The 21,070-nt window shown below is 65.6% G+C and carries 18 protein-coding genes and 1 tRNA gene; 11 read left to right on the top strand and 8 right to left on the bottom strand.

Annotated elements, in window-relative coordinates; translation table 11 throughout:
- Positions 1-18 precede the first annotated feature (18 nt).
- Both GUY30_RS10150 and GUY30_RS10145 read left to right on the top strand, forming a co-directional pair.
- Complete coding sequence (locus GUY30_RS10150; RefSeq protein WP_167196974.1) at positions 19-1,410, top strand: sodium:proton antiporter; 1,392 nt, start codon at positions 19-21, stop codon at positions 1,408-1,410.
- 50 nt (positions 1,411-1,460) lie between these two features.
- On the top strand, positions 1,461-2,768 hold the full coding sequence (locus tag GUY30_RS10145) for an MFS transporter (protein WP_167196971.1): 1,308 nt from the start codon (positions 1,461-1,463) through the stop codon (positions 2,766-2,768).
- Between the two features lie 139 nt (positions 2,769-2,907).
- Here the strand turns inward: GUY30_RS10145 and GUY30_RS10140 are convergent.
- Positions 2,908-2,984 (bottom strand) — tRNA-Pro (locus GUY30_RS10140).
- Positions 2,985-3,214: 230 nt separating this feature from the next.
- Here GUY30_RS10140 and gcvH point away from each other — a divergent pair.
- The 4 genes from gcvH to GUY30_RS10120 are packed head-to-tail and all read left to right on the top strand — an operon-like array spanning position 3,215 to position 6,674.
- Positions 3,215-3,619 carry a glycine cleavage system protein GcvH gene (gene gcvH / locus GUY30_RS10135; protein WP_092012993.1) on the top strand — a complete coding sequence of 135 codons (405 nt, stop codon included), beginning with the start codon at positions 3,215-3,217 and terminating at the stop codon, positions 3,617-3,619.
- Complete coding sequence (locus tag GUY30_RS18195; protein WP_167196968.1) at positions 3,619-4,773, top strand: FHA domain-containing protein; 1,155 nt, start codon at positions 3,619-3,621, stop codon at positions 4,771-4,773. Before gcvH ends, GUY30_RS18195 begins: the two co-directional genes overlap by 1 nt.
- Before the next feature lie 10 nt (positions 4,774-4,783).
- The gene (locus GUY30_RS10125; RefSeq protein WP_167196965.1) at positions 4,784-5,269 is read left to right on the top strand and encodes a bifunctional nuclease family protein; all 486 of its coding nucleotides are present in this window, start codon (positions 4,784-4,786) and stop codon (positions 5,267-5,269) included.
- Between the two features lie 10 nt (positions 5,270-5,279).
- On the top strand, positions 5,280-6,674 hold the full coding sequence (locus tag GUY30_RS10120) for a class II 3-deoxy-7-phosphoheptulonate synthase (RefSeq protein ID WP_167196962.1): 1,395 nt from the start codon (positions 5,280-5,282) through the stop codon (positions 6,672-6,674).
- 131 nt (positions 6,675-6,805) lie between these two features.
- On the opposite strand, the gene GUY30_RS10115 is transcribed toward GUY30_RS10120, so the two are convergent.
- The gene (locus GUY30_RS10115) at positions 6,806-9,061 is read right to left on the bottom strand and encodes a protein kinase domain-containing protein (RefSeq protein ID WP_167196959.1); all 2,256 of its coding nucleotides are present in this window, start codon (positions 9,059-9,061) and stop codon (positions 6,806-6,808) included.
- Positions 9,058-10,308 carry a lytic transglycosylase gene (locus GUY30_RS10110; protein WP_167196956.1) on the bottom strand — a complete coding sequence of 417 codons (1,251 nt, stop codon included), beginning with the start codon at positions 10,306-10,308 and terminating at the stop codon, positions 9,058-9,060. Before GUY30_RS10110 ends, GUY30_RS10115 begins: the two co-directional genes overlap by 4 nt.
- 129 nt (positions 10,309-10,437) lie before the next feature.
- Between GUY30_RS10110 and GUY30_RS10105 the strand changes: the two genes are divergently transcribed.
- On the top strand, positions 10,438-10,788 hold the full coding sequence (locus GUY30_RS10105) for an Rv2175c family DNA-binding protein (protein ID WP_167196953.1): 351 nt from the start codon (positions 10,438-10,440) through the stop codon (positions 10,786-10,788).
- A gap of 22 nt (positions 10,789-10,810) precedes the next feature.
- On the opposite strand, the gene GUY30_RS10100 is transcribed toward GUY30_RS10105, so the two are convergent.
- Positions 10,811-12,043, bottom strand: coding sequence for a polyprenyl synthetase family protein (locus GUY30_RS10100; protein WP_167196950.1), 1,233 nt, complete (start codon positions 12,041-12,043; stop codon positions 10,811-10,813).
- Positions 12,040-12,585, bottom strand: a complete 546-nt coding sequence (locus tag GUY30_RS10095) for a hypothetical protein (RefSeq protein ID WP_228281229.1) — start codon at positions 12,583-12,585, stop codon at positions 12,040-12,042. The genes GUY30_RS10100 and GUY30_RS10095 overlap by 4 nt, the downstream gene beginning before the upstream one ends.
- Positions 12,586-12,645: 60 nt before the next feature.
- Between GUY30_RS10095 and dinB the strand changes: the two genes are divergently transcribed.
- The 3 genes from dinB (at position 12,646) to GUY30_RS10080 (ending at position 15,210) form a co-directional block, all read left to right on the top strand.
- Positions 12,646-13,881, top strand: coding sequence for a DNA polymerase IV (gene dinB / locus GUY30_RS10090; protein ID WP_167196947.1), 1,236 nt, complete (start codon positions 12,646-12,648; stop codon positions 13,879-13,881).
- A 131-nt stretch (positions 13,882-14,012) separates the two neighbouring features.
- Positions 14,013-14,420, top strand: coding sequence for a DUF3040 domain-containing protein (locus GUY30_RS10085; protein WP_167196944.1), 408 nt, complete (start codon positions 14,013-14,015; stop codon positions 14,418-14,420).
- A gap of 109 nt (positions 14,421-14,529) precedes the next feature.
- Positions 14,530-15,210: a YdcF family protein gene (locus GUY30_RS10080; RefSeq protein WP_228281228.1), complete on the top strand. Its 681-nt coding sequence runs from the start codon at positions 14,530-14,532 to the stop codon at positions 15,208-15,210.
- A 155-nt stretch (positions 15,211-15,365) separates the two neighbouring features.
- Here GUY30_RS10080 and GUY30_RS10075 read toward each other — a convergent pair whose 3' ends face one another.
- Genes GUY30_RS10075 through GUY30_RS10065 form a run of 3 tightly spaced genes read right to left on the bottom strand, consistent with a single transcriptional unit; the run spans position 15,366 to position 20,141 of the window.
- Positions 15,366-17,894 (bottom strand): transglutaminase TgpA family protein, encoded by a 2,529-nt coding sequence (locus GUY30_RS10075; RefSeq protein WP_167196938.1) that lies wholly within the window; start codon positions 17,892-17,894, stop codon positions 15,366-15,368.
- Entirely contained in the window at positions 17,891-19,147 is a 1,257-nt protein-coding gene (locus GUY30_RS10070) for a DUF58 domain-containing protein (protein WP_167196936.1), read from the bottom strand. Before GUY30_RS10070 ends, GUY30_RS10075 begins: the two co-directional genes overlap by 4 nt.
- A gap of 4 nt (positions 19,148-19,151) precedes the next feature.
- Complete coding sequence (locus tag GUY30_RS10065) at positions 19,152-20,141, bottom strand: AAA family ATPase (protein ID WP_167196933.1); 990 nt, start codon at positions 20,139-20,141, stop codon at positions 19,152-19,154.
- Between the two features lie 459 nt (positions 20,142-20,600).
- Here GUY30_RS10065 and mraZ point away from each other — a divergent pair, with 459 nt between their 5' ends.
- Positions 20,601-21,032: a division/cell wall cluster transcriptional repressor MraZ gene (gene mraZ, locus GUY30_RS10060; protein ID WP_025777975.1), complete on the top strand. Its 432-nt coding sequence runs from the start codon at positions 20,601-20,603 to the stop codon at positions 21,030-21,032.
- Positions 21,033-21,070 lie beyond the last annotated feature (38 nt).

Genomic DNA, 21,070 nt, shown 5'->3' with positions numbered 1-21,070 from the left:
GTAAAAAGGAGTCCCCGGATGGTCGTGGCCTGGTGGAGCATCATTCCGTTCGTTCTGCTGCTCGGGTGCATCGCGGTGCTCCCGCTCATCCCGGCCACGGAGAAGATCTGGGATCGCAACCTCGTCAAGCTCATCGTCGCACTCGTCCTCGGTGTGCCGATCGCCGTGTGGTTCCTGCTCAGCGGTGAGTCGACGGCCGTCATCCACGCGCTGGTCGAGTACTTCCAGTTCATCATGCTCATCGGCAGCCTCTTCGTCGCCTCGGGCGGAATCTTCCTCGTCGGAGACATCAAAGCGACACCGCGCAACAACACGATCTTCCTCGCCGTCGGCGGTGTGCTGGCCTCGTTCATCGGCACCACGGGTGCGGCGATGCTGCTCATCCGGCCGATCCTCAACACGAACCAGGACCGCAAGCACCGCACCCACACCGTCATCTACACGATCTTCATCGTCGCGAACTGCGGTGGTCTGCTCACTCCGCTGGGCGACCCGCCGCTGTTCCTCGGCATGCTGCGCGGAGTGCCCTTCGAATGGACATTCGGACTCTGGCCGTACTGGCTGTTCGTCAATGTCCTGCTGCTCATCAGCTACTTCGCCCTCGACTCGAAGATGTATGCGAAGGAACCGGCCGAGGCACTGGCCAAGGACGCCGAGTATGCGACGAAGCTCGGCCTGCGCGGCGCCAGCGGACTGCTGTTCCTCGCGATCATCATCATCGCCGTCGCGTTCATCCCCTCGGTCGACTTGCACGCGATCGAAACCGGGCATGCGACCGCCTCGGACTACGTGCCGTGGCGTGAGGTCGTCATGCTCCTCTCCGCGGTGACCTCGTTCCTCGTCGGCGACCGTGGTGCCAGGTTCAACCTCAACAAGTTCACGTGGACGCCGATCCTCGAAGTCGGGGCGCTCTTCATCGGCATCTTCCTTACGATGATGCCTGCTCTGCAGTACCTCGGTCAGATCGCCCACAAGATCCCGCTGGGCGAGATCTCCCTGATCATCTTCACCGGCGGCCTCTCCTCCGTCCTCGACAACGCTCCGACCTATGTCACCTTCTTCGAGATGGCCGCCCAGGTGCCCGGCGAGCCGAAGGTGGCGGGAGTGCCCGAGACGCTGCTCATCGCCGTCTCGCTGGGTGCCGTCATGGGCGGAGCCATCACCTACATCGGCAACGGACCGAACTTCATGGTCAAATCCGTCGCAGATTCGGCGGGCGTCGCGATGCCGAGCTTCGGCGGCTACGTCTGGTGGTCGCTGCGCCGCCTCGTGCCGATCCTCGTCTCGATGGTGCTCATCTTCATGACCGGTTCGCTGTGGTGGATGCTGCTCGGAGTGCTGGTCGGACTAGTGATCCTCGGACAGGCCGGGCGAGACCTGCGTGCGGCGAAGGCCGTGAAGGCGGACTGAATCGTCATGCCCGGAACCAGTGAGTCACGCAGGTCGAATGCGGTGGGACTATGAGTCCGCGCGATGAGGCTGGGCGGTCCGGTTCCGGCCGGGGCCGCAATGGTGTGAGCGCCGCTGCCGGAGTCGGCCTCTACTTCACCGGAAACGGGGCCGTCTTCGCGGCGCTGCTGCCGTGGTATCCGCTGCTGGTCGACCGCCTCGAGCTGAGCTCCTGGCAGTTCGGACTCGTCGTCGCCTGCTTCGCAGTCGGATCGCTGCTGTCCTCGGCCCTGCCCGCCGCGCTCATCGCCCGGTTCGGAGCGCACCGGGTCGTCATCGTCGGGACGGTGATGCTCGGCGTGGCCGCCTCGGCGACGGCATGGTCGGTCAACGGCGTGATGATGGCAATCTGCCTGCTCCTGCTGGGGTGCTGCGATGCGATCGTCGACGTCGCGCAGAACGTCGTCGGCATCTCCGTTCAGGAGCGGGTCGGCCGCTCGATCCTGTCATCGATGCATGCGCTGTGGAGCCTCGGCGGACTGCTCAGCGGAGCCGCCGCGACCGCGGCCGCCAGCGCAGGTGCCGACATGCGGGTGTGGCTGGCGATCATCGGCACCGCAGCCGTGCTCATCACGATCGTGGGTCGGCGCCTCATCGGCGAATATGCCTCGCCGAGGCGGGTCGCCGATTCCGATCCGGACTCGACGTCCGATTCCGGGGCCGACTCCGGATCGGAATCCGGATCGGACTCCCGTGCGGCTGATCTGACCGGAGAGGTTGAGCGCGCGAGCCGTGGCGGCGCCGGGGCCGCGGGGCGATCGAAGCGAGCGGTTCTCTTGGCGGCGCTGCCCTTGGCGATCGTGGCGATCTGCGGTGCCGTGGTCGAAGACGTCGCGAACAACTGGGCAGGGCTGGCCGCGGTCGATTTCGCGGACGTTCCGGCCGCCTCGGCGGGGATCGCCTTCAGCATCGTCATCGGCAGTCAATGTCTCGGACGGTTCAGCGGGGACGTGCTCGTGACGCGGTTCGGGGCCGGTCGGATCGCACGCCTCGGTGGCGGACTCATCGCTCTCGGCGGGATCGGGGCCATCACGGCCCAGGAGCCGATCCTGCTGCTCATTTCGATGGGAGCGTTCGGATTCGGGTCTGCGACGCTCGTGCCCGGTGCACTCGGCGCTGCTGGCCGTCTGCCCGGAGTGGGCCGGGCCGGGGGAGTGACGCTTGTGAACTGGCTGATGCGGGTCGGCTACCTCGGGACGAGCCCGCTGATCGGGGTCGTCGCCACCGGAGCCGGACTGCGCTGGGGCCTCGGCATACTCGTGCTCGTCGGCATCCTGACGATGGTCTTCGCGAACCGCTTGGACGTGCGCCGGACCTGACACGTGCCGGAGTCGGCGCGGGAGCGGGGTCGAGATTGCGCAATGTATGGGTGGGCTCGCGACTGCTCAGGGTGCAGAGCAGTTCCGGGAACGAAAAATGTGCCGCTGCCTCGTCGATGCGAAGTGGCGACACATGTGGTGGTCGGGCTAGCGGGATTTGAACCCACGACCTCTTCACCCCCAGTGAAGCGCGCTACCAAGCTGCGCCATAGCCCGTTACCGTACTCCCTCGTGGGCAACGAGAACTAGCTTATACCGATCAAGGGCCAACTGCCAAAACCGCGTTCCGTGACCTTCGAAAAACAGGTATCATCCCAGGTAGATACCGAAGAAGCGGGACTTGCAGATGCCTGACAGGGTGACCCGGTAACATTTCCGTTTCGTGATTGTTATGAAAGTGGACTAGGCCGCTATGCTTGGTACACCGACAAACTAGAGGAGTCGACATGGCAGATCTGGATTATCCAGTGTCTTTGCGGTACTCGCGCGACCATGAGTGGGTTGCGACCACGGATGACAATGCAGTAGTCCGTGTGGGTATCACTGATTTCGCCCAGGAACAGCTGGGTGACGTCGTCTATGTCGACCTGCCTGAAGCCGGGGATTCGGTCACCGCAGGGGAGTCCTGTGGCGAAGTCGAGAGCACGAAGAGCGTCTCTGACCTGATCGCACCTGTGTCGGGGACCGTCACCGAAGTCAACGATTCACTCGACGATTCACCCGAGACCGTGAACTCGTCGCCTTTCGAAGACGGGTGGATGTATCTCGTCGAACTCAGTGACCCCGCACAGCTCGAATCGCTGATGGACAGCGAGGCGTACAAAGAGCTCATTCAGAGCGAGGAGGCGTAATGTCGCAGAATCACGATCAGAATCGTCCGACCCCCTCGCAGCCCTGGTATGACAACGGACAGGTCCCGCAGTCGAAGAAGTTCCCGTTCGGGGCCGGAAACGGCAACGGCGGCGACGAGTCGGCGACTCGGATGAACCCTCAGGTCGACCAGAACGGCCAGGGGAACACCCCTCCCTACGGACAGCAGCCGGCCAACGGCGCCCCACAGGCACCGCAGTACGGCAACGGCCAGAATCACGGCGGGACCCCGCAGGGCGGCCAGCCCTACGGCAATGGCCAGAATCACGGCGGCACGCCTCAGGGCGGCCAGAATTTTGGTGCGTCGCAACCGGCCAACCAGCCCTACGCCGGAAACGGTCAGAGCGGCCAGGGCCAGCAGCAGTATCAGCCTCAGCAGAATCAGTATCCGCCGCAGAACTTCGGCCAGCCGCAGAGCGGTCAACCGCATTCCGGTCAGCCTCAGGGCAGCCAGGGTCAGCAGCAGTATGGTTCCAATGGCGCCGGCCAGTTTGCGCAGCCCCAGGGCAGCCAGGGCCAGCCGTACGGAAACCATCCGCAGCAGGGCGGCCAGCAGCAGTACGGTTCGAACGGGGCCGGCCAGTACGGCCAGTTCGATCCCAACCAGCAGCAGGGCAGCCAGCCCGGTCCTGGCCAGTACGGACAGCCGCAATCCGGTCAGCCTCAGTCAGGCCAGCCCCAGAACGGTCAGCCTCAGTACGGCCAGCCGCAGGGTGCCCCGACGAACGACGGCCAGGATCCGATGAGCGATTCGGGCAGCCAGCAGTTCCAGGGAATCCTCGACCCGCACACCGGCGAGATCCACCCGGTGCCCGACCTCGAAGGTCTGCAGGACGCCGACGCTCTGCTCGTCGTCGTCTCCGGTCCGGACTCCGGTTCGCAGATCCTGCTCGACACCGACGTGGTGACGGTGGGCCGCAGCCCGAACGCCGACATCTTCCTCGACGACGTCACCGTCTCGCGCAAGCATGCCGAGTTCATCCGCACGCCCAGCGGCTTCACGCTGCGCGACACGGGTTCGCTCAACGGCACCTATGTGGGTCGTCAGCTCATCGACTCCATCGAACTGCAGAACGGAGCCGATGTGCAGATCGGCAAGTTCCGAATGATCTTCCAGCAGCGTCCGCGCTCCTGACCGGGGGATAATGTCAAAAGTTGAAGTCGAGGTTGTCGGCGTCCGCATCGAAATGCCCGCCAACCAACCGATTCTGCTGCTCAAGGCCAGCGAACCCGCGTACTATCTGCCGATCTGGGTCGGAGCGATCGAGGCCAATGCGCTGTCGATCGCGCAGCGGGGACTGACCCCGCCGCGTCCCATGTCCCACGCTCTGCTGCTCGACGTCCTCGAGAAGTACGGCGCCGAGCTGCAGGACGTGACGATCACCGGCAAGGATGGTCAGATCTTCCTGGCCGAGCTGCACACGAATGACGGGAAGTCGATCTCCGCGCGCCCCTCGGACGCGGTGACCCTGGCGCTGACAGCGCACTGCCCCGTCTTCGTCGAAACACAATTGCTTGAAGAGTCCGGAATCGAAGCCCCCGAGGCCGATGAAGAGGAAGTCGCCCAGTTCAGAGACTTCCTCGACAACGTCTCGGCCGAGGACTTCGAGACCGGCACCGAAAACCCATGAAAGTGAAACAGTGAGTCTCCACACCGATCCGGTTCTGTCCAACAGAGAAATCGCCGCTGCCGGCCACGACAATCTCCGCGGTCTCGACGACTGGCGAGAGATGGACCCGAAGCAGCAGCCGACGTATCTCGACAGCGCCGCGCTCGACGAGGTGCTCACCGATCTGCGCAATTCGCCTCCGCTGGTCTTCGCCGGTGAAGCCGATGTGCTCAAGCAGCGGATCGCCGCCGCCTCGCGCGGAGAGGCCTTCGTCCTCGCCGGAGGGGACTGCGCCGAATCCTTCGACGGAGCCCAGGCGGACAAGATCCGCGCCCGTGTGCAGACCGTTCTGCAGATGGCGGCCGTGCTCACCTACGGCGGATCGATGCCCGTGGTGAAGATCGGTCGCATGGCCGGTCAGTTCGCGAAGCCGCGTTCGGCCGATATGGAGACCCGTGACGGAGTCACCCTGCCGTCGTTCCGCGGCGACATCGTCAACGGCTACGAGTTCACCGAGGAATCCCGCCGCCACGATCCGGAGCGTCTGCTCAAGGCGTACCACATCTCCGCATCCACGCTGAACCTCATCCGTGCGTTCACCCAGGGCGGTTTCGCCGATCTGCGGTTCGTCCACGACTGGAACCGCGGTTTCCTCGCATCGAACCCCGGTTACCAGCGCTACGAACAGACCGCTGCCGAGATCGATCGCGCCATCCGCTTCATGGATGCCTGCGGAGCCGACTTCGATGCTCTCAAGACCACCGAGTTCTACGCCGCCCACGAGGCGCTGCTGCTCGAATACGAACGTGCACTGACCCGCATCGACTCGCGCACCGGCGAAGCCTACGACGTGTCCGGCCACTTCCTGTGGATCGGTGAGCGTACCCGCGAGATCGACGGTGCCCATGTGGACTTCCTGTCGAAGGTGCGCAACCCCATCGGCGTGAAGCTCGGACCCACGGCCACCGCCGACGACGCTCTGGCCCTGGCCGAGAAGCTCGATCCGGATGCCGAGCCCGGCCGCCTGACCTTCGTCACCCGCATGGGTGCCGGACAGATCGGTGAGTCGCTGCCGGCTCTCCTGTCGCGAATCGGCGACCGACTTCCGCACGTGACCTGGGTCTGCGACCCGATGCACGGCAATACGATCACCTCGAACACCGGGTACAAGACCCGTCGCTTCGAAGATGTCATGGCCGAGGTCGAAGGGTTCTTCAATGCCCACCAGGATGCAGGAACGATCCCCGGTGGACTCCACATCGAACTCACCGGCGATGACGTCACGGAGATCATGGGCGGAGCCACCGAGATCGACGACGAAGGTCTGCGTCGCCGCTACGAGACCCTCGTCGACCCGCGCCTCAACCACGACCAGTCGCTGGAGATGGCCTTCCAGGTCGCCGAGTACCTCACCCGCCGGAAGTAGCAGCTGCTACCGACGCATAATGCCGGGGGCTCCGCAGAATATCTGCGGAGCCCCCGGCATTTGTATGAGCGACGAGTCGTTCGTCTGACCGATTCGACTTAGACGTCTGACCGACGCGACTTAGACGAAACCTACTTGTCCTCGTCCTTCTTCTCGTCGGACTTCTTGTCCTCGGAATCGTCCTTCTTCTCGTCCTTCTTGTCGTCCTTCTTCTCGGAGTCTTCCTTCTTCTCCTTGCCCTTGGACACGCGGACGATGATGAGCGAGTTCGCCGGCTTCGCCTCGGTGCTCTTCGGGAACTGCGAGACGACCTTGCCCTTGGGCACGTCATCGGAGAACACCTCGTCCTTGCCGACGCGGAATCCGCGCTTGGCCAAGGTCGCATAGGCGGCGTCGAAGGTCAGGCCCTCGACGTTGGGAACCGGGATCGGGGCGACGCCTTTGGAGACGACGAGGTTGATCTTCTCACCCTTCGACAGCTTCGTCCCGGGCTTCTGCGAAGCCGAGATGACGGTGTCCTCGGCGACCGTGTCGCTGTACTCCTCGTCGACCTTTCCGACCGCGAGGTTGACCTTCTTCAGAGCGGCTTCTGCCTCGTCGCGGCTCACGCCTTCGAGCTTGGGAACCGCGAACTTCTCCTCACCCTTGGACACGACGACCGTGACGGATGACTCGGGGGCGAGCTCGGCACCGCTGACGGGGTCGGTGCCGATGACCGTTCCGGCGGGCACCTTGTCGTCGAAGACTTCCTTGGGCTCGGCCTTGAGGTCGTTGTCCTCCAATTGCGAGGTGACCTCCTCGACGGGTTTTCCGGCGAGCTCACCGGGGACGATGGACGTCGGAGCAGGCAGGTTCGCCACGACGAACCAGGCGACGAGAGCGAGGACGGCGACCACGGCGACGAGTCCGGTGAGGACGCGACGTCGGCGACGTCGGACCGGGGATGCCCCGGCCGAGGCGGCCGCGGAGCCGGCGACGACCGCGGCCTTGTCCTTGCCGTCACGATCATCGTGATCGTCGTTGTCGGCATCAGTGCCGACGACCGCTGCGTGCGAGACGTCATGATCCGCGGACTCGTCCCGGTCGTCGGAACCGTCACTCTCGGCAGATGCGTCCGCGTCCGATTCATCCTTCGACTGGTGATCGGACGATGCCTCGCCGTCGGAATCGTCGTCTGATCCGGCCGCGACGGCGGCAGCGGTGACTCCGCCGATTCCGGCTGCGGCAGCCGCGACTCCGGCACCGGTCTTCGCACCGGTGCCGGTCGATTCGTCCTTCGACTGATCATCGGCTTCGCCATCGCCATCGGTTCCGGACGTACCGGAGCCGTCGCCTGAGGAGGCGTCACCGTGCTCGTCATCGTCCGAGACTTCGGCTGCGGCCGCCGCGGCGTCGGTGGGGTCCTCTTCCTCGTCCTCGAGGTATGGGATCTCGTCGGTGCGGGAGCGCTTCTCCTTCGGGACCACTTCGCCGAGATCGATGCTCGCGGTGAGCACGGGGGAGTGCTCGCCGGCGGCGATCTGCGGATCTCCGAGGTCGAGTTCGGCCTCGCTCATCTCCGCACGTGCTTCGGCCAACGCCAGGCGGAATTCGGCGGCATCGGCAGGGCGGTCCTCAGGGTCCTTCGACGTCGCCCACAGCACGAGCGCGTCCAGACGCGGGCTGAGGCGGGCAACGACGTCCGACGGCGGCGGAACCGTGTCGTGGACGTGACGGTAGGCGACCTGGATCGGGACATCGTCGGTATAGGGCTGAGCGCCGGTGAGCATCTCGTAGAACATGATGCCGACCGTGTACAGATCGGTACGTGCATCGGCGCCGGCTCTGGTGACGAGCTCGGGAGCGACATAGCCGACGGTGCCGATGAGGGTCTTCGTCGTCGTCGCCGTGGTCACGGCACGGGCCAGACCGAAGTCGGCGAGCTTGACCTGACCGTCGGTGCCCAGCAGCACATTGTCGGGCTTGAGATCACGGTGGATGATCCCTGTCGAATGCACGGCCTCGAGCGCGGCGAGGATCGCGTCGAGGACGACGATCGCCTGTCTGGGAGTGAAGGTGCCGCGGTGCTTGAGCTCACGGCGCAGCGTCACCGAGGGCAGGTACTCCATGACGAGGTAGACGATGTCGCCGTCACGCGCCTGATCGTGGATGGCCACGAGGTTCGGGTGGGTGAGGCGACCGGCGTTGATCGCCTCCCGGCGGAAGCGTTCGACGAAGGTGTCATCGGAGATGAGGTGCTCATGCATGACCTTGATCGCGATCTCACGATCGAGACGCAGATCGGTGCCGCGGTAGACCATGGCCATACCGCCGCGGGCGATCTTGGCATCGATGCGGTAGCGGTCGTTGAGCACCGTGCCGATGAGGGGATCTCGGCGGGCGTTCACAGGGCCTCCTTCAGCCGCGCACGCTGCATCTGGACGCCGCGGACGAAGGCCTTCGTCTCCGGCAGCAGCCCGTCGGCGCGAACCGAGCGCAGGTCCTGGTAGTAGCCGGCGATGGCCTCATTCTCCGATTCCGCGGTTTCGACGAGCCAGCCGAGGATGACGGTGCCGGCGACGATATTGTCCTCGATGTCGAGCAGATCGAGTCCGCGACCGACGATATCGGAGGCCCAACGGCCGGAACGGGGAGTGATCTGCATGATGCCGATCGCGTTGCCGGCCGAGACGGTCGTGTGCTGGAAACCGGACTCCTGAGCGGCGACAGCCTGCATGAGGGCTGGGTCGGCACCGAGCTCGAGAGCCAACGAGGCGACGAGCAGCTTCGCCTGTGCCGGGGCCGGATGGCGACGGTGCAGCAGAGTGTATTTGTTCAGCCGCGCCGCGTGGAGCACGGAGGGGCGGATGCCCTCGACCTGGGCGCTGGCGGCGACGCGGGGGATATCACGCGGCGGTTCGGCCGCTGTGCGACGCGGGCGCGCCTTCGACGGGCGCAGCAGGAGGAGCTCGCCGACCGTGATGAACGAATCATCACCCATGGCGTTGGCTTGGCGCAGAGTCGCCGGTGAGATTCCGTGCCGCGCGGCGATCCCCTGCAGGGTCTCTCCGGGGGCGACGACGTGCGAGGGATCATCATCGGGCAGGTCGTTCTTCTCCGGCAGAGACAGCACCTGGCCCTGGTGGAGATTCTGACGCGGCGAGATGCGGTTGAGCTCGGCCAGTGCGGGCACGGAGACGCCGTGCTTGCTGGCCACACCGTAGAGGGTGTCGCCCTGCTTGACCTTGTACGTGCGACCGCCGTGGGTGACGGGAACGGTCGCACTCGCGGTGCCCGAGATCCACTGCGGGCCGGTGGTCGCGGCCGCGGTGTTCGCAGTCGCTGTTTTGTCATCAGTGGAAGCACGGTCGGATGCGTCATCGGCGCCGTCGTCGGGCCGATCGTCGGCGGCCGCGTTCTCGTCGGCGGCCGCGATATCGTCAGCGGACGCGGGCGAGCCCGGGTCCGGCGTTGTCGCCGAGGCGGCCGTTGCGTTCTCGTCGGGGGAGTCGGTGGTGGGGGCCGCCTCGGTGGGGAATTCGTTTTCGGGGTCGACCCGTTCGGCTCCTGGGATCGGACCGGTCGAATTCACCTTCGATGCGGCGCGGATGTCAGGAGCGGCGGTGACGGGGTTGTGCCGTCGCGGTCGTGTCATCTGTCACCTGTTGACTTCATGTCGAGTGGGGAAGCTACGGTCCCCAGCCTAACGAGTAGGCGGGCCCGACCCGAGCATTCCGCACCGCATGGCGGGGTGTTTCTGTCGAATATTGCTACGCTTGAGGGCGTGAATACCGAAGAACTCGTCCAGGACTGGGCCCCGCTGCCCGACATCGCAGAACTCACCGGACTCGGCATCTCCCAGGTGCGGAGGCTGCTCGAAGACGGCGCCATCTGCGGAATCAAGATCGGTGATCCGAAGGTCCTGCGGGTTCCGTTGGACTTCTTCGTCGACGGCGAGGTCGTCAAGCCGCTCAAGGGAACCCTGCACACTCTCTACGATGCCGGGTTCGACTACGAAGAAGCCATCGTGTGGCTCTTCACCCACGACGAGTCCCTGCCCGGCCGACCCATCGACCTGCTTCGCGCCGGCAACAAGAAGGAAGTGCGCCGCCGCGCGCAGGCCCTCGCGTTCTGATCTGCCGTTTCGATCGGCGGGTTCAGCTGGAGCGGTAGCTCAGGGCTGTCGCGAATCCCTTGAGTCGTTCCTGCGCGGCCGATCCGATGCGCACCCGCGCCGAGGCGGCCGACCGTTCCGCCGATGCTGCACCTGCGGCACCTTCCGCCCACGTGTCGACGACTGTCGCCGCGTGGGCGTGCTTGTCCGCGATGAAGGATTCGACGGCGGCGAGGCCGCCCGAGTCCGTGATCATGTCAACGCATTCGGCCACCTCGGCGTCGGTGAGCTCCGAATCGCCCAAGCGTGAGGCGAGGACCTCGAGCTGGTCGGCCGAGATCCTGGCAGCGGTCTCGGCGATGAGGACGGTCCGCTTGCCCTCGCGGATGTCGTCTCCGGCAGGCTTGCCGGTGGCTTCCGGGTCGCCGGCCATGCCGAGGACATCGTCGCGCAGCTGGAAGGCCTGTCCGAGGGGAAGGCCGAAGCCGGAGATCTCCTCGAGCTGCCGGCTGTCCGCTCCCGCCAGGGCCGCGCCGAGGAGGAGCGGCTGCTCGACCGAATACTTCGCGGACTTATAGCTGAGCACCTCCCACGCGCGGTCGGCGATCCGCTCGTCGCTGAGGGGGATGACCTCGGCGAGCACATCGAGGTACTGGCCGACCATGACATCGCGGCGCACGATTCCACGCAGCTCACGGGCCGAGTGTCTGTCGCCCAGGGCATCCTGCGACCGTTCGAAGAGCTCCTCGCTCAGCGCCAGGCAGATATCGCCGATGACGATGGAGGCGGAGACGCCGAATGAGGCACCGTCGCCGTGGAATCCGGAGGACTGATGGCGGGCCTCGAACTGACGGTGCAGGGCGGGCCGACCGCGGCGGGTGTTCGAATTGTCGATGACATCATCATGGATGAGCGCGGCGGCGTGGAGCAGCTCGAGCGAACCGGCTGCCTGAGCCAGACCTACGGTGACGTCGCCTGCGGTCCCGGCGCGGACCTCACCCCCGGCGAGCTGGAAACCCCACCACAGCAGGACGGGACGGATCCTCTTGCCCCCGCGAGTGAACTCGATGAGGGCTTCGCCGATCGCCGTCGCATCGGGTGAGATCGCCTCGAACTCAGAGGCCTTCTCGGCGAGGAACGCCTCGAGCTGGGTGGACACCTCGGCGGCGATGGCCTCCGGGGAATCGAGGGCCTCGACGAGGGCGGGCGGGGCAGGTGCGGCGGGCGGGGCGGGCTCGGGGACGTCGCCGGGCGTCGCAGAATAATGTGAGTTCATGAAGCGATGTTTCCGCCGACGGTCACGATCGAATTCGCCTTGTCTTCGGAATCCTCGGCGACCGTGACGACGAGGACGCTGTCATTGTCCTTGTGCTTGAAGTTGACCACGCGGGCGCTCTTCGTCTTCATCTCTTCGCCGAGGGGTTCGAAGTCGGCCTTGCCGAGCTCCTTCTCGTAGAATGCGAAGATGTCCTTGGCATCGGCCTTGGCGCGGACGACGAGGCTCACCTGCTCGGGCAGCTTCTTGTCCTTGTCGTTATGGGCCTTGACTGTTGAGGCCGAGAGCACTTCGGAGTCCGGGTACGGCTTGATGTACTCGGGCAGATCCTTCACAGCGTTCGACGTATCGGGATCCGAACCGGTGGCCTCGGTCGATGCTTCTGCCGAGGCGGCCTCGACCGCGGTCGGGGATGCGGAGGCAGAGGTCTCCTGTGAGGCCGAAGGGGTCGATTCGGCCTTGTCTCCACCGTTTCCCGAGCAGCCCGCAAGCGCGAGAGCGGCAACGATGGGCAGTGTCATGACAGCGGTGCGCGATACCATGCTTCAAGAGTACCTGGACTGTTCGGCGGAGCCGAAAGGAACGAGCGCGAGGGGCAGGAGATGAGTCGGAAGCAGCTGGCACGATCCGGAGGCGATCTGAGCCGACTGGGCACGGACGACGCCGGTGCCACTATGCTCCACCTCGACATGGACTCGTTCTTCGTCTCCGTGGAGCTGCTCAGCCGTCCGCACCTCGTCGGCCGGCCCGTCATCGTCGGCGGGCGCAGCGGCCGTGGAGTCGTCGTCTCGGCCAGCTATGAAGCACGCGAGTTCGGAGTGCACGCGGCGATGCCGATGTCGCGGGCCATGAATCTGTGCCCCGTCGCCGAGGTGATCCCGCCGTCCCATGGCCTGTATTCCTCGTACTCACGCCAAGTCTTCGACCTCGTCGCCGCGGTGACCCCCGATGTGCGGCAGGTCAGCGTCGACGAAGCCTATATCGATGTCTCCGGAGCCGTGCGCCGCCTCGGCTCCCCGGTGGAGATCACCACGCAGCTGCGTGCCCAGATTCGGGAACGGACCGGTCTGAGCGCCTCGGTCGGCATCGCCGTCAGCAGGGTAGTGGCGAAACTCGCCTCGACCAGGGCGAAACCGAACGGTCAGCTGCTCGTCCCCGTGGCAGCAACCCAGGAGTTCCTCGACCCGATGCCGATCGAAGCGCTGCCCGGGGTGGGGGAGAAGACCCAAGAAGGGTTCTCCCGCTACGGAATCCGACTCATCGGCGACCTCGCCGCTGTGGACGAGGATTGGGCCGCACGCGTCTTCGGAGCCCACGGCCATCAGCTGTGGCGGGCCGCTCACGGCCGAGACTCCTCCGGATTCGACCACCAGGCCAAGGAACACTCGATCAGCGCGGAGAACACCTTCGGCGATGACATCTGGGACATCTCTGTCCTCGAACACGAACTGCTGCGCTTGGCCGACAAGGTCGCCTACCGGGTCCGTGCGGAGGGGAAGGTGGCCACGAGTCTCGGACTGAAGTACCGCCTCGGCGATTTCACGACACTGTCGAGGTCGGTGACCCTCTCGGCTCCGACGGATCTGGCCCGGGAGATGTACGAGGCGCTGCGTCCGGCCCTGCGCAAGCTGCGCGAGCAGCGTTCCCAGGGAGTCCGGCTGCTCGGAGTCAGGGCCGCGGGCCTCAGCGACTTCGCCGTCACCGGGCGGCAGGCCACCTTGGATGAACCGGAGCATTCAGGACGCGATGCCGAGGTCGCGCTCGACGAGGTGAGACGTCGATTCGGCAGCGAAGCGATCTCGCAGGCCTCGCTTCTGCGCAAGCGCCCCGACGCCTGAGAGCGGGTGAGCGGGAGCACAGTCTGAAGACCCCGTGGGAATCCGGCTCCAGACGACCCCCGGAGATGTTTTTTCGGGCCTCAGAGACTATGATTGAGTGAAAGACTTGAGTAGGGAAACGGGGGTTCGAGATGCCACTCTCCGATCACGAACAGCAGCTGTTGGATCAACTGGAGAAGCAGCTGCGCAGTGAAGACCCTCGTTTTGCACGCAATATTTCGGAAACCCAGGCCGCTGCCACGGGGCCCGGAATCTCCGCGAAGCGCTTCGTCCTCGGCATCCTCATCGCTCTTGCCGGACTGGCCGCGACGATCCTCGCGATCGCGCTCGTCTCCAGCTCGACCTGGTGGATCGCCCTCGGCGTCGTCGGCTTCGGCCTCATGGTCGCCGGAATGTACTGGGCGTTCAGCCGTCCGGGCCCTGCGCACACGACTCAGACCGATACTCGGAACTCCGGAACGAAGTCCGGCAGCAAAGGCAACTCCGGGTTCATGAGCCGGATGGAAGACCGGTGGGAGAAGCGCCAGCGCGGCGAATGATCCTGCTCGAAACGATCAAGGCACTCTCGATATGAGGGTGCCTTTTTCAATCCCCACTCGAGGTCACGTGACCGCTGCTCTGGGGCGCGTGTACGTTGCGCGGGAGCGAGTGAGCGTTGCACGGGTGCTCGTGACCGCCGGAGTCGTCCTCGCCGGCGTCTTCGCCGTCGCCGAGGTGGCCCATTGGAGATCGAGCCACCGACGTCTTGGTGACTATGAAGGTGCCGGTGGTCATCGAGCTCGGAACGCTCACCTGACGGGTCTGACACCAACGGACAGTGACCAGATCATCGTGGTCCTCGGATATGCCAACCGCGGGCAGCGGCCGAACGGAATTAACCGATTCCGAGTCCTTGCCGGTCTGCGGTCGATCGACTCGAGGGCGCGTTCGAGCCTCCTCATCTTCTGCGGAGGAGCCGTCACGGGACTCACACCGGAGGCGGTCATCCTCGAACGCTTCGCTCAAGAGGAACTCGGCTTCACCGGCCGATCAGTGGTTGAGACGCAGAGCACGACGACGTGGGAGAACATCGCCAACGCGATCCCGATCATCGACCGCGAACTCACCCCCGCCACCACGATCAGCATCGTCTCGAACTCTCATCACGCGGAGAAAGCCCGTGACCACCTGTGGCAGATGCGACCGGACCTGGCACGCCGACTGGTCCGCGGGGGAGACTACCGATTCGGTGAACATCCCCTTGTCAGACCCGTAGCCGCCGTGCGCGGACTGCTCGCCTTGGACACTCTCAACCGGGAGAACGCGAGACAGGCTCGAGCGCGGGACTGAGCGGCGATGCGCCGTGGAACCCGTCGCGTGCCGGTGTGGAAACCGTGCGGTGGTGTGGGACGAGTTGCGACAGCGAAGAGGCGGCCACATAGGACCGCCTCTTGCACTTTGACCGCCTATCGTCAGCTTGCGCTCTGACCGATATCGTCAGCCCATCATTTCGGGCGATTGAACAGGCTGGCCGGCCAGATCTTCGCGGAGATCCGGCTGCCCGGCGTCGCTCGCTCCGACAGATCCGTCCGCACCTCGTCGACGAGCGCACGCACCTCGGAGTCGTCGAGAGACTCGGACGTGGCTCCGTAGCGATCGGCTTCGAGAGCATCGACGAACGCTCCCAGCGCGGTGTCATCAACACCCGAATCGGTCGGTCCTGACGGGGCCGGGCTGCTCAGTCGCTGCAGCCGTTCGTCCGAACGATCGAAAGCCGAAGAACCGGCAGCCCCCGCACTCGCTCCGGCGGCACCGGAACCGGCGGCCACCTCGGCGGCGGACTTGCGTGCGTGCTCACCGGTGTCAGGGTCGATGTCGGGCTCCGTGGAGCCCGCATCCGCACCGGTCGCCCCCGTAGCCTCCGAGGACCCAGCGGCAGCGCCACCGGCAGCCCCGGCCGCCGGGGCTGCGCCGGCGAGCACGAGCTCGTTGAAGCGCAGCGTCCGACTCGAATCCAGGCTCTGTCCGTAGTCGGTGGCCAGCGCACGCACCTCGGTCCACACGGCTTCGAGGTCGTGCGGATCCTTCGTCCGGCGCGATCGCAGGATCGAACGCCAGATCGCGGGCAGCGCGGCGAGCAGCAGCAGGACGAGTACGATCGCTGCGATGCCGAAGATCGTGCCGAGATCCGAACCGGTCGGCTCTGCGGCCTCCGTGCTCGTCTCCTCCTCGGTGGGCTCGTCGGAGCCACCGGTCGGCGACGCGGATTCGGAGGGCTCTTCGCTCGGGCTCGCCGATTCCGTCTCGTCGCTCTCCTCCTGCTGGTCGGCACCATTGGCGAGAGTCCACTTCGGCGGATCACCGGCGGGACCGCCGGGAGTGGGTTCGAAGCGCACCCAACCGGCGCCTTCGAAATACAGCTCCGGCCAGGCATGCGAATCCTGCATGCTCACGTCGTAGCCGTCCTCGCCCTCATCCGCGCCGGCGTAGCCGACGCCGATGCGCGCAGGGATGCCCATCGTGCGGGCCATGATCGTCATGGCCGAGGAGAACTGGACGCAATACCCCTGCTTATCGGCCAGGAAGTCCGAGATCGCATCGCCGCTGGCGCGTTCGGGAGCATCGAGCGAATACTCGAAATCGCCGCCGCGGAAATACGCCTGCAGCATGACTGCGGCCTCCCACTGATTCTCGGCATCGGCGGTGACTCGCTCCGCCGTCTCCTTCACGCTCGTGGGCAGGGAATCGGGGACTGCGAGTTCGGTCTCGAAGTCGCTTTCGGACACCGGAGTCGCCGACTGCAGATCCTCGACAGCGGGATTCGGGGACAGATAGTCCATCGAATACTGCAGGCCGCCGGTCTTCTGACCGTTGCCGACGATCGTCAGCGTCTTCTCGTCGAAGATCCACCGGCGGTCGAGGTCCTTCGGCTGCTGCGGAGCATACGGAGACGGCAGGTACTGCTGGTCGTAGTTGTCGCCGACGGCGACGTTGATCGTCTCCTCGTTGAAGTTCTTGTCCCGCGGCATCCCCTCGGGCCACGGCATGCCGTCGGCGGCGATCGCGAAGGGATCGAGGCTGAACGGGCTCGGCGCCCAGTTCTCCCCATCGAAGTCATCGATCGAGGTCAACCGGATCGGATCCGATTCCTCGGCCGTCGTCTCATAGCGGAACAGCGTCGTGTCATCGCGATCGCCGAGGTTCTGTCGCAGGTTGAGGAACGGGTTCGTCACGGTCAGGTCGCCCTGGCCCTTCGACGCCCGATCCGGCAGGGTCGGCACCGGCGGCAGCAGAAGGGGCAGGCCGATGCCGATCGCCAGAGCCAGAGCTCCGGCCAGGATCGCTGTCATTCCTCCGCGCCACCGGGTCGCGGGCAGATAGGGGCTGAGCATGAGCAGCAGGAATGCCGCGAGGATCGCGACCACATGCCACCACTTCACCTCCTGAGCGGCGAAGTAGACGGGGATCATCCACAGCACGAGCAGCAGGACACCGCCGACCTTCGGCGCCCGCAGATCCGAGACGAGACCGTCGATGAGGATCGTGATGAGGGTGAAGGCGATCGTGAGCATCGCGATGAAGCCCGGTGTGCTCGCCGCCGGAGGTGCGGTCGCATAGAGGTCGCTGACTCCCTCGGAGAGCAGGTCGATCACCGCGCCGAAGGCCTCACCGGTCGGGATGAACCCGAGCAGCAGCGAATCCCCGGCACAGACGACGAACACGGTGATGAGACCGGCCACGCACTGGGCGATGACCGCGGTGCCGGTCGACCGCAGCGCCGGAACGGTGCGGAAGACGGCACCGACGATGACGACGACGGCCACGGAGATGAGCACGGGCGACAGCCAGGCGAAGTCCTTGAACACGGCCGACACGGCGACCGCGGTCAGCGCCATGGCCACGAAGACGACGATCGCTTCGAGCCAGCCCGTGCTCGGACGCTCGTCGTTCGTCGACACCGGTGCCGAATAGTCCTGCGCCGGAGGCTCGAAATCGGCTCCGCGCGGACGGGTGTCAGGCGTATGGAGACTCATCGGCGCACCCCCTGCGGAGTCGAGCTCGCGCTGCCCGGAGCCGCAGAGGCTCCGGCGCCGGCGGTGCCCGGCCCGGGCTCGGCCGAGCTCCGACCGGTGCCGCCGCGGGATCGCTTGGACTCGAACGTCGTCCACGACTCCGGCAGGTCCTCGCTGAGACCGAACATCGTCAGATCGTCGATCTCGCTGAGGGTGCGCAGAGTCACCGGCACGCGACGGGAGAAGTGGGAGGCGAGTTCCTGCCCGCGCTGATCACCGACGGAGCAGATGACGATGTGATTCGGGTTGTCGTGCGAGGGCAGTTCGACACTGCCCGGACGCACGAGGGCGGAGAGCAGACGCAGCTTGTCGATCTCGCGGGCTCCTTTGAATCTGATCTGGTGTCCGGGAGCGACGACGTTGACCTCGTAGTCGGCCCGGAGGAACGCCGTTCCGGCCGCGGTGGCGGCGGCCAGAAGGAACTCGATCTCGAGATCGCTCGGCTCCTCGGTGCCCTCATCGGCGACGAGGTCGATGAGGATGAGCGCATAGAGCGTCTCCTCATCGGCTTCGTGCCGGACCATGAGTTCGCCGGACTTCGCCGTCGAGGGCCAATGCACATGCCGCAGATCGTCGCCGGGGACGTACTCCCGTGTGTGGAAGTCTCGGGTGGTGTGTCCGGTGCGGACCTCGCCGTCGTCGAGGCGGGCGGGCCGGATGGACGAATCCTGCGGGATGCGTGCGGGCAGAATCGGCACGGACACGGCCACGGGGTAGGCCCCGTGAACCTTCTTCTTCATCTTCACCAGGCCGAAGGGCCCGAATACCGTGATGAGGACAGAGTCGATTCCGGAGACACCACGGCGGTTCGGAGTGAAGGAGGTCAGCACCGTCTGCGACGCCCCATGGGCCAGAGGCGGAACATCGCCGGAGGTCGAATCGCCGAACCCCTCGGCCGGAACGAAGTCGATCGTCGCGCCGGGGATCGCGAGCTGGCCGACATTGGTCACGTTCGCCTGAACCTCGACCTCCTTGCCCTCGGCGGCCAGCGGGTAGCGGTCTCCCGAGGGAGCCAGCGCCACCTCGTGGAGGTTCGTGCTCATCGCAATCGACACCCGACGGGTGCCCCACAGGATGAGCAGCGCCGAGAGCAGGACCAGGCCGAGCAGCAGCAGGCCGGCCGGCAGCAGGCCGGGCAGCGCGAAGCGGTAGGCCGTGATGATCAGGGCCGCCCCGGCAAGGACGAAGATGATGCCCGAAGTGCTCAGTCGCATGCGGTCACTGGTTCGTCGAGACGGGCACGCGGGACAGCACCCGACCGATGAGGTCGGCTGCCAGGTCCGCGTCGTCGCCGTCGCGGGGGATGATGCGGTGGGCGAGGATGTACGGGGCCAGGGCCTGCACATCGTCGGGGGTGACGAAGGTGCGCCCGGACAGGGCCGCGCGGGCCTTCGCCGCACGCAGCAGATGGACGCCGCCGCGCGGGGAACTGCCGAGCAGGATCGCCTGATCGTTGCGGGTGGCGTGGAGGATCGCCACGATGTACTCGCGCAGCTGCCGGCTCGCGGAGACATGGCGGACGATCGTGCGCGCCTGAGTGATCTGCTCGAGGTTCGTCACCGCGGCGGCGGTCTCGAGGGGATCGTTCTGGATCTGGTTGTCCAGCAGGTCGACCTCGTCGGACGTCGCCGGATACCCCAGGGAGATGCGCGTGAGGAAGCGGTCACGCTGCGCCTCGGGCAGAGCGTAGGTGCCCTCCATATCGATCGGGTTCTGAGTGGCGACGACGATGAACGGGGTGGGCATCGGATAGGTCTGCCCGTCGATCGTCGCCTGACCCTCGGCCATGCACTCGAGCATCGCCGACTGCGTCTTCGGGGACGCACGGTTGATCTCATCGGCGATGACGATGTTCGCGAACACCGGGCCCTGCCGGAACTCGAAGTGACGAGTCTCCTGGTTGAACAGGTTCACGCCCACGACGTCGGTGGGCAGCAGATCCGGAGTGAACTGGATGCGGCGCACGGAGCCGTCGACGACCTTGCCCATGGCACGGGCCAGCAGGGTCTTGCCGACGCCGGGGACGTCTTCGAGGAGGACGTGTCCGCCGGCGAGCAGCGCGATGAGCGAGAGCCCGACGGCCTCATCCTTGCCCTCGAGGACCGAGTTCATCGCTGTGCGTGCCCGCGAGGTCAGATTCTGCACCCACTCGATGTGTTCGGCGCCGATCACGGAATTGGTCTGTGTTCCTTCTTGGCTGGTCGACATACCCTCCATTGTCCCTTAAAGCCGGCACCCCAGCCACACGAGTTTCTTTCAGCTTCGTCACTCTGTCGCCCTCCCCACTCCCCTTCCCTCCCCGAGGCGGTCCCCACTCCACTCCCCACCCTGCTCCCCACTTCCCTCCACGCGGACCCTCCACTTTCCTCCCCACTCGCCTCCACCTCGGTGCGGGAATCGCCTGAGATCCGCGGATTCTCGCGGATCTCAGCCGTTCTCCACGCTCTCGCCGAGGCGGCCCACCCCATCGTGAACGCCCCGATTTCCGGGTGTCCGACACTCCCACGACGCGCCTCTGGAAAATTTTCCCCACTTTCCTCCACGTATCTGACCTGGGAAAACAATGAGTTCAGGGCATCGGTGGGGCAAAAAGCTGGAATCCGTGGAGGGAAGTGGAGTACTGTGGTTGCTATCGGAGCCGATGGGTTTCGAAAGGGGTGAGACGACATGTTCTTGGGCACTCATATGCAGAAGCTCGACGACAAAGGTCGGCTCATCCTGCCCGCAAAGTTCCGCGAGGAGCTGTCGCCCGGACTCGTTCTGACCCGTGGCCAGGAGAACTGCCTCACCCTGTTCCCCACCACGGAATTCGAAGCCGAGCACGCGCGAATCCAGAACGCGCCGAAGACGAATAAGGAAGCTCGCGATTACCAGCGTGTGTTCCTGTCAGCGGCATCTGCGGAACAACCGGACAAACAGGGACGCATCACGGTCCCGAACATATTGCGGCAGTACGCATCACTTGATCGGGAAGTCGCAGTGATCGGCATGGGCAACCGAGTCGAGATCTGGGATGCACCGACCTGGGAGGACTACCTCGTCGGCGCTCAGCAGGCCTTCGCCGAACGCGAAGAGGAGGTGATCCCCGGAGTGATCTGATTCTGCTCGGGTTTGATCCTTGCCCGCCGTGCTCGAGT

The sequence above is a fragment of the Brevibacterium pigmentatum genome (assembly GCF_011617465.1).
GTDB lineage: Bacteria > Actinomycetota > Actinomycetes > Actinomycetales > Brevibacteriaceae > Brevibacterium > Brevibacterium pigmentatum.
Note: the sequence above shows the minus strand (reverse complement) of the source record. Positions and strands in the feature narration are given on the sequence as shown.

Bases quoted from the DNA above. Each gene is read 5' to 3' on its own strand.
- GUY30_RS10150 (WP_167196974.1), top strand. From the start codon at position 19: ATGGTCGTGGCCTGGTGGAGCATCATTCCGTTCGTTCTGCTGCTCGGG.
- GUY30_RS10145 (WP_167196971.1), top strand. From the start codon at position 1,461: ATGAGTCCGCGCGATGAGGCTGGGCGGTCCGGTTCCGGCCGGGGCCGC.
- gcvH (WP_092012993.1), top strand. From the start codon at position 3,215: ATGGCAGATCTGGATTATCCAGTGTCTTTGCGGTACTCGCGCGACCAT.
- GUY30_RS18195 (WP_167196968.1), top strand. From the start codon at position 3,619: ATGTCGCAGAATCACGATCAGAATCGTCCGACCCCCTCGCAGCCCTGG.
- GUY30_RS10125 (WP_167196965.1), top strand. From the start codon at position 4,784: ATGTCAAAAGTTGAAGTCGAGGTTGTCGGCGTCCGCATCGAAATGCCC.
- GUY30_RS10110 (WP_167196956.1), bottom strand. From the start codon at position 10,308: ATGACACGACCGCGACGGCACAACCCCGTCACCGCCGCTCCTGACATC.
- GUY30_RS10100 (WP_167196950.1), bottom strand. From the start codon at position 12,043: ATGAACTCACATTATTCTGCGACGCCCGGCGACGTCCCCGAGCCCGCC.
- GUY30_RS10095 (WP_228281229.1), bottom strand. From the start codon at position 12,585: ATGGTATCGCGCACCGCTGTCATGACACTGCCCATCGTTGCCGCTCTC.
- dinB (WP_167196947.1), top strand. From the start codon at position 12,646: ATGAGTCGGAAGCAGCTGGCACGATCCGGAGGCGATCTGAGCCGACTG.
- GUY30_RS10085 (WP_167196944.1), top strand. From the start codon at position 14,013: ATGCCACTCTCCGATCACGAACAGCAGCTGTTGGATCAACTGGAGAAG.
- GUY30_RS10075 (WP_167196938.1), bottom strand. From the start codon at position 17,894: ATGAGTCTCCATACGCCTGACACCCGTCCGCGCGGAGCCGATTTCGAG.
- GUY30_RS10070 (WP_167196936.1), bottom strand. From the start codon at position 19,147: ATGCGACTGAGCACTTCGGGCATCATCTTCGTCCTTGCCGGGGCGGCC.
- GUY30_RS10065 (WP_167196933.1), bottom strand. From the start codon at position 20,141: ATGTCGACCAGCCAAGAAGGAACACAGACCAATTCCGTGATCGGCGCC.
- mraZ (WP_025777975.1), top strand. From the start codon at position 20,601: ATGTTCTTGGGCACTCATATGCAGAAGCTCGACGACAAAGGTCGGCTC.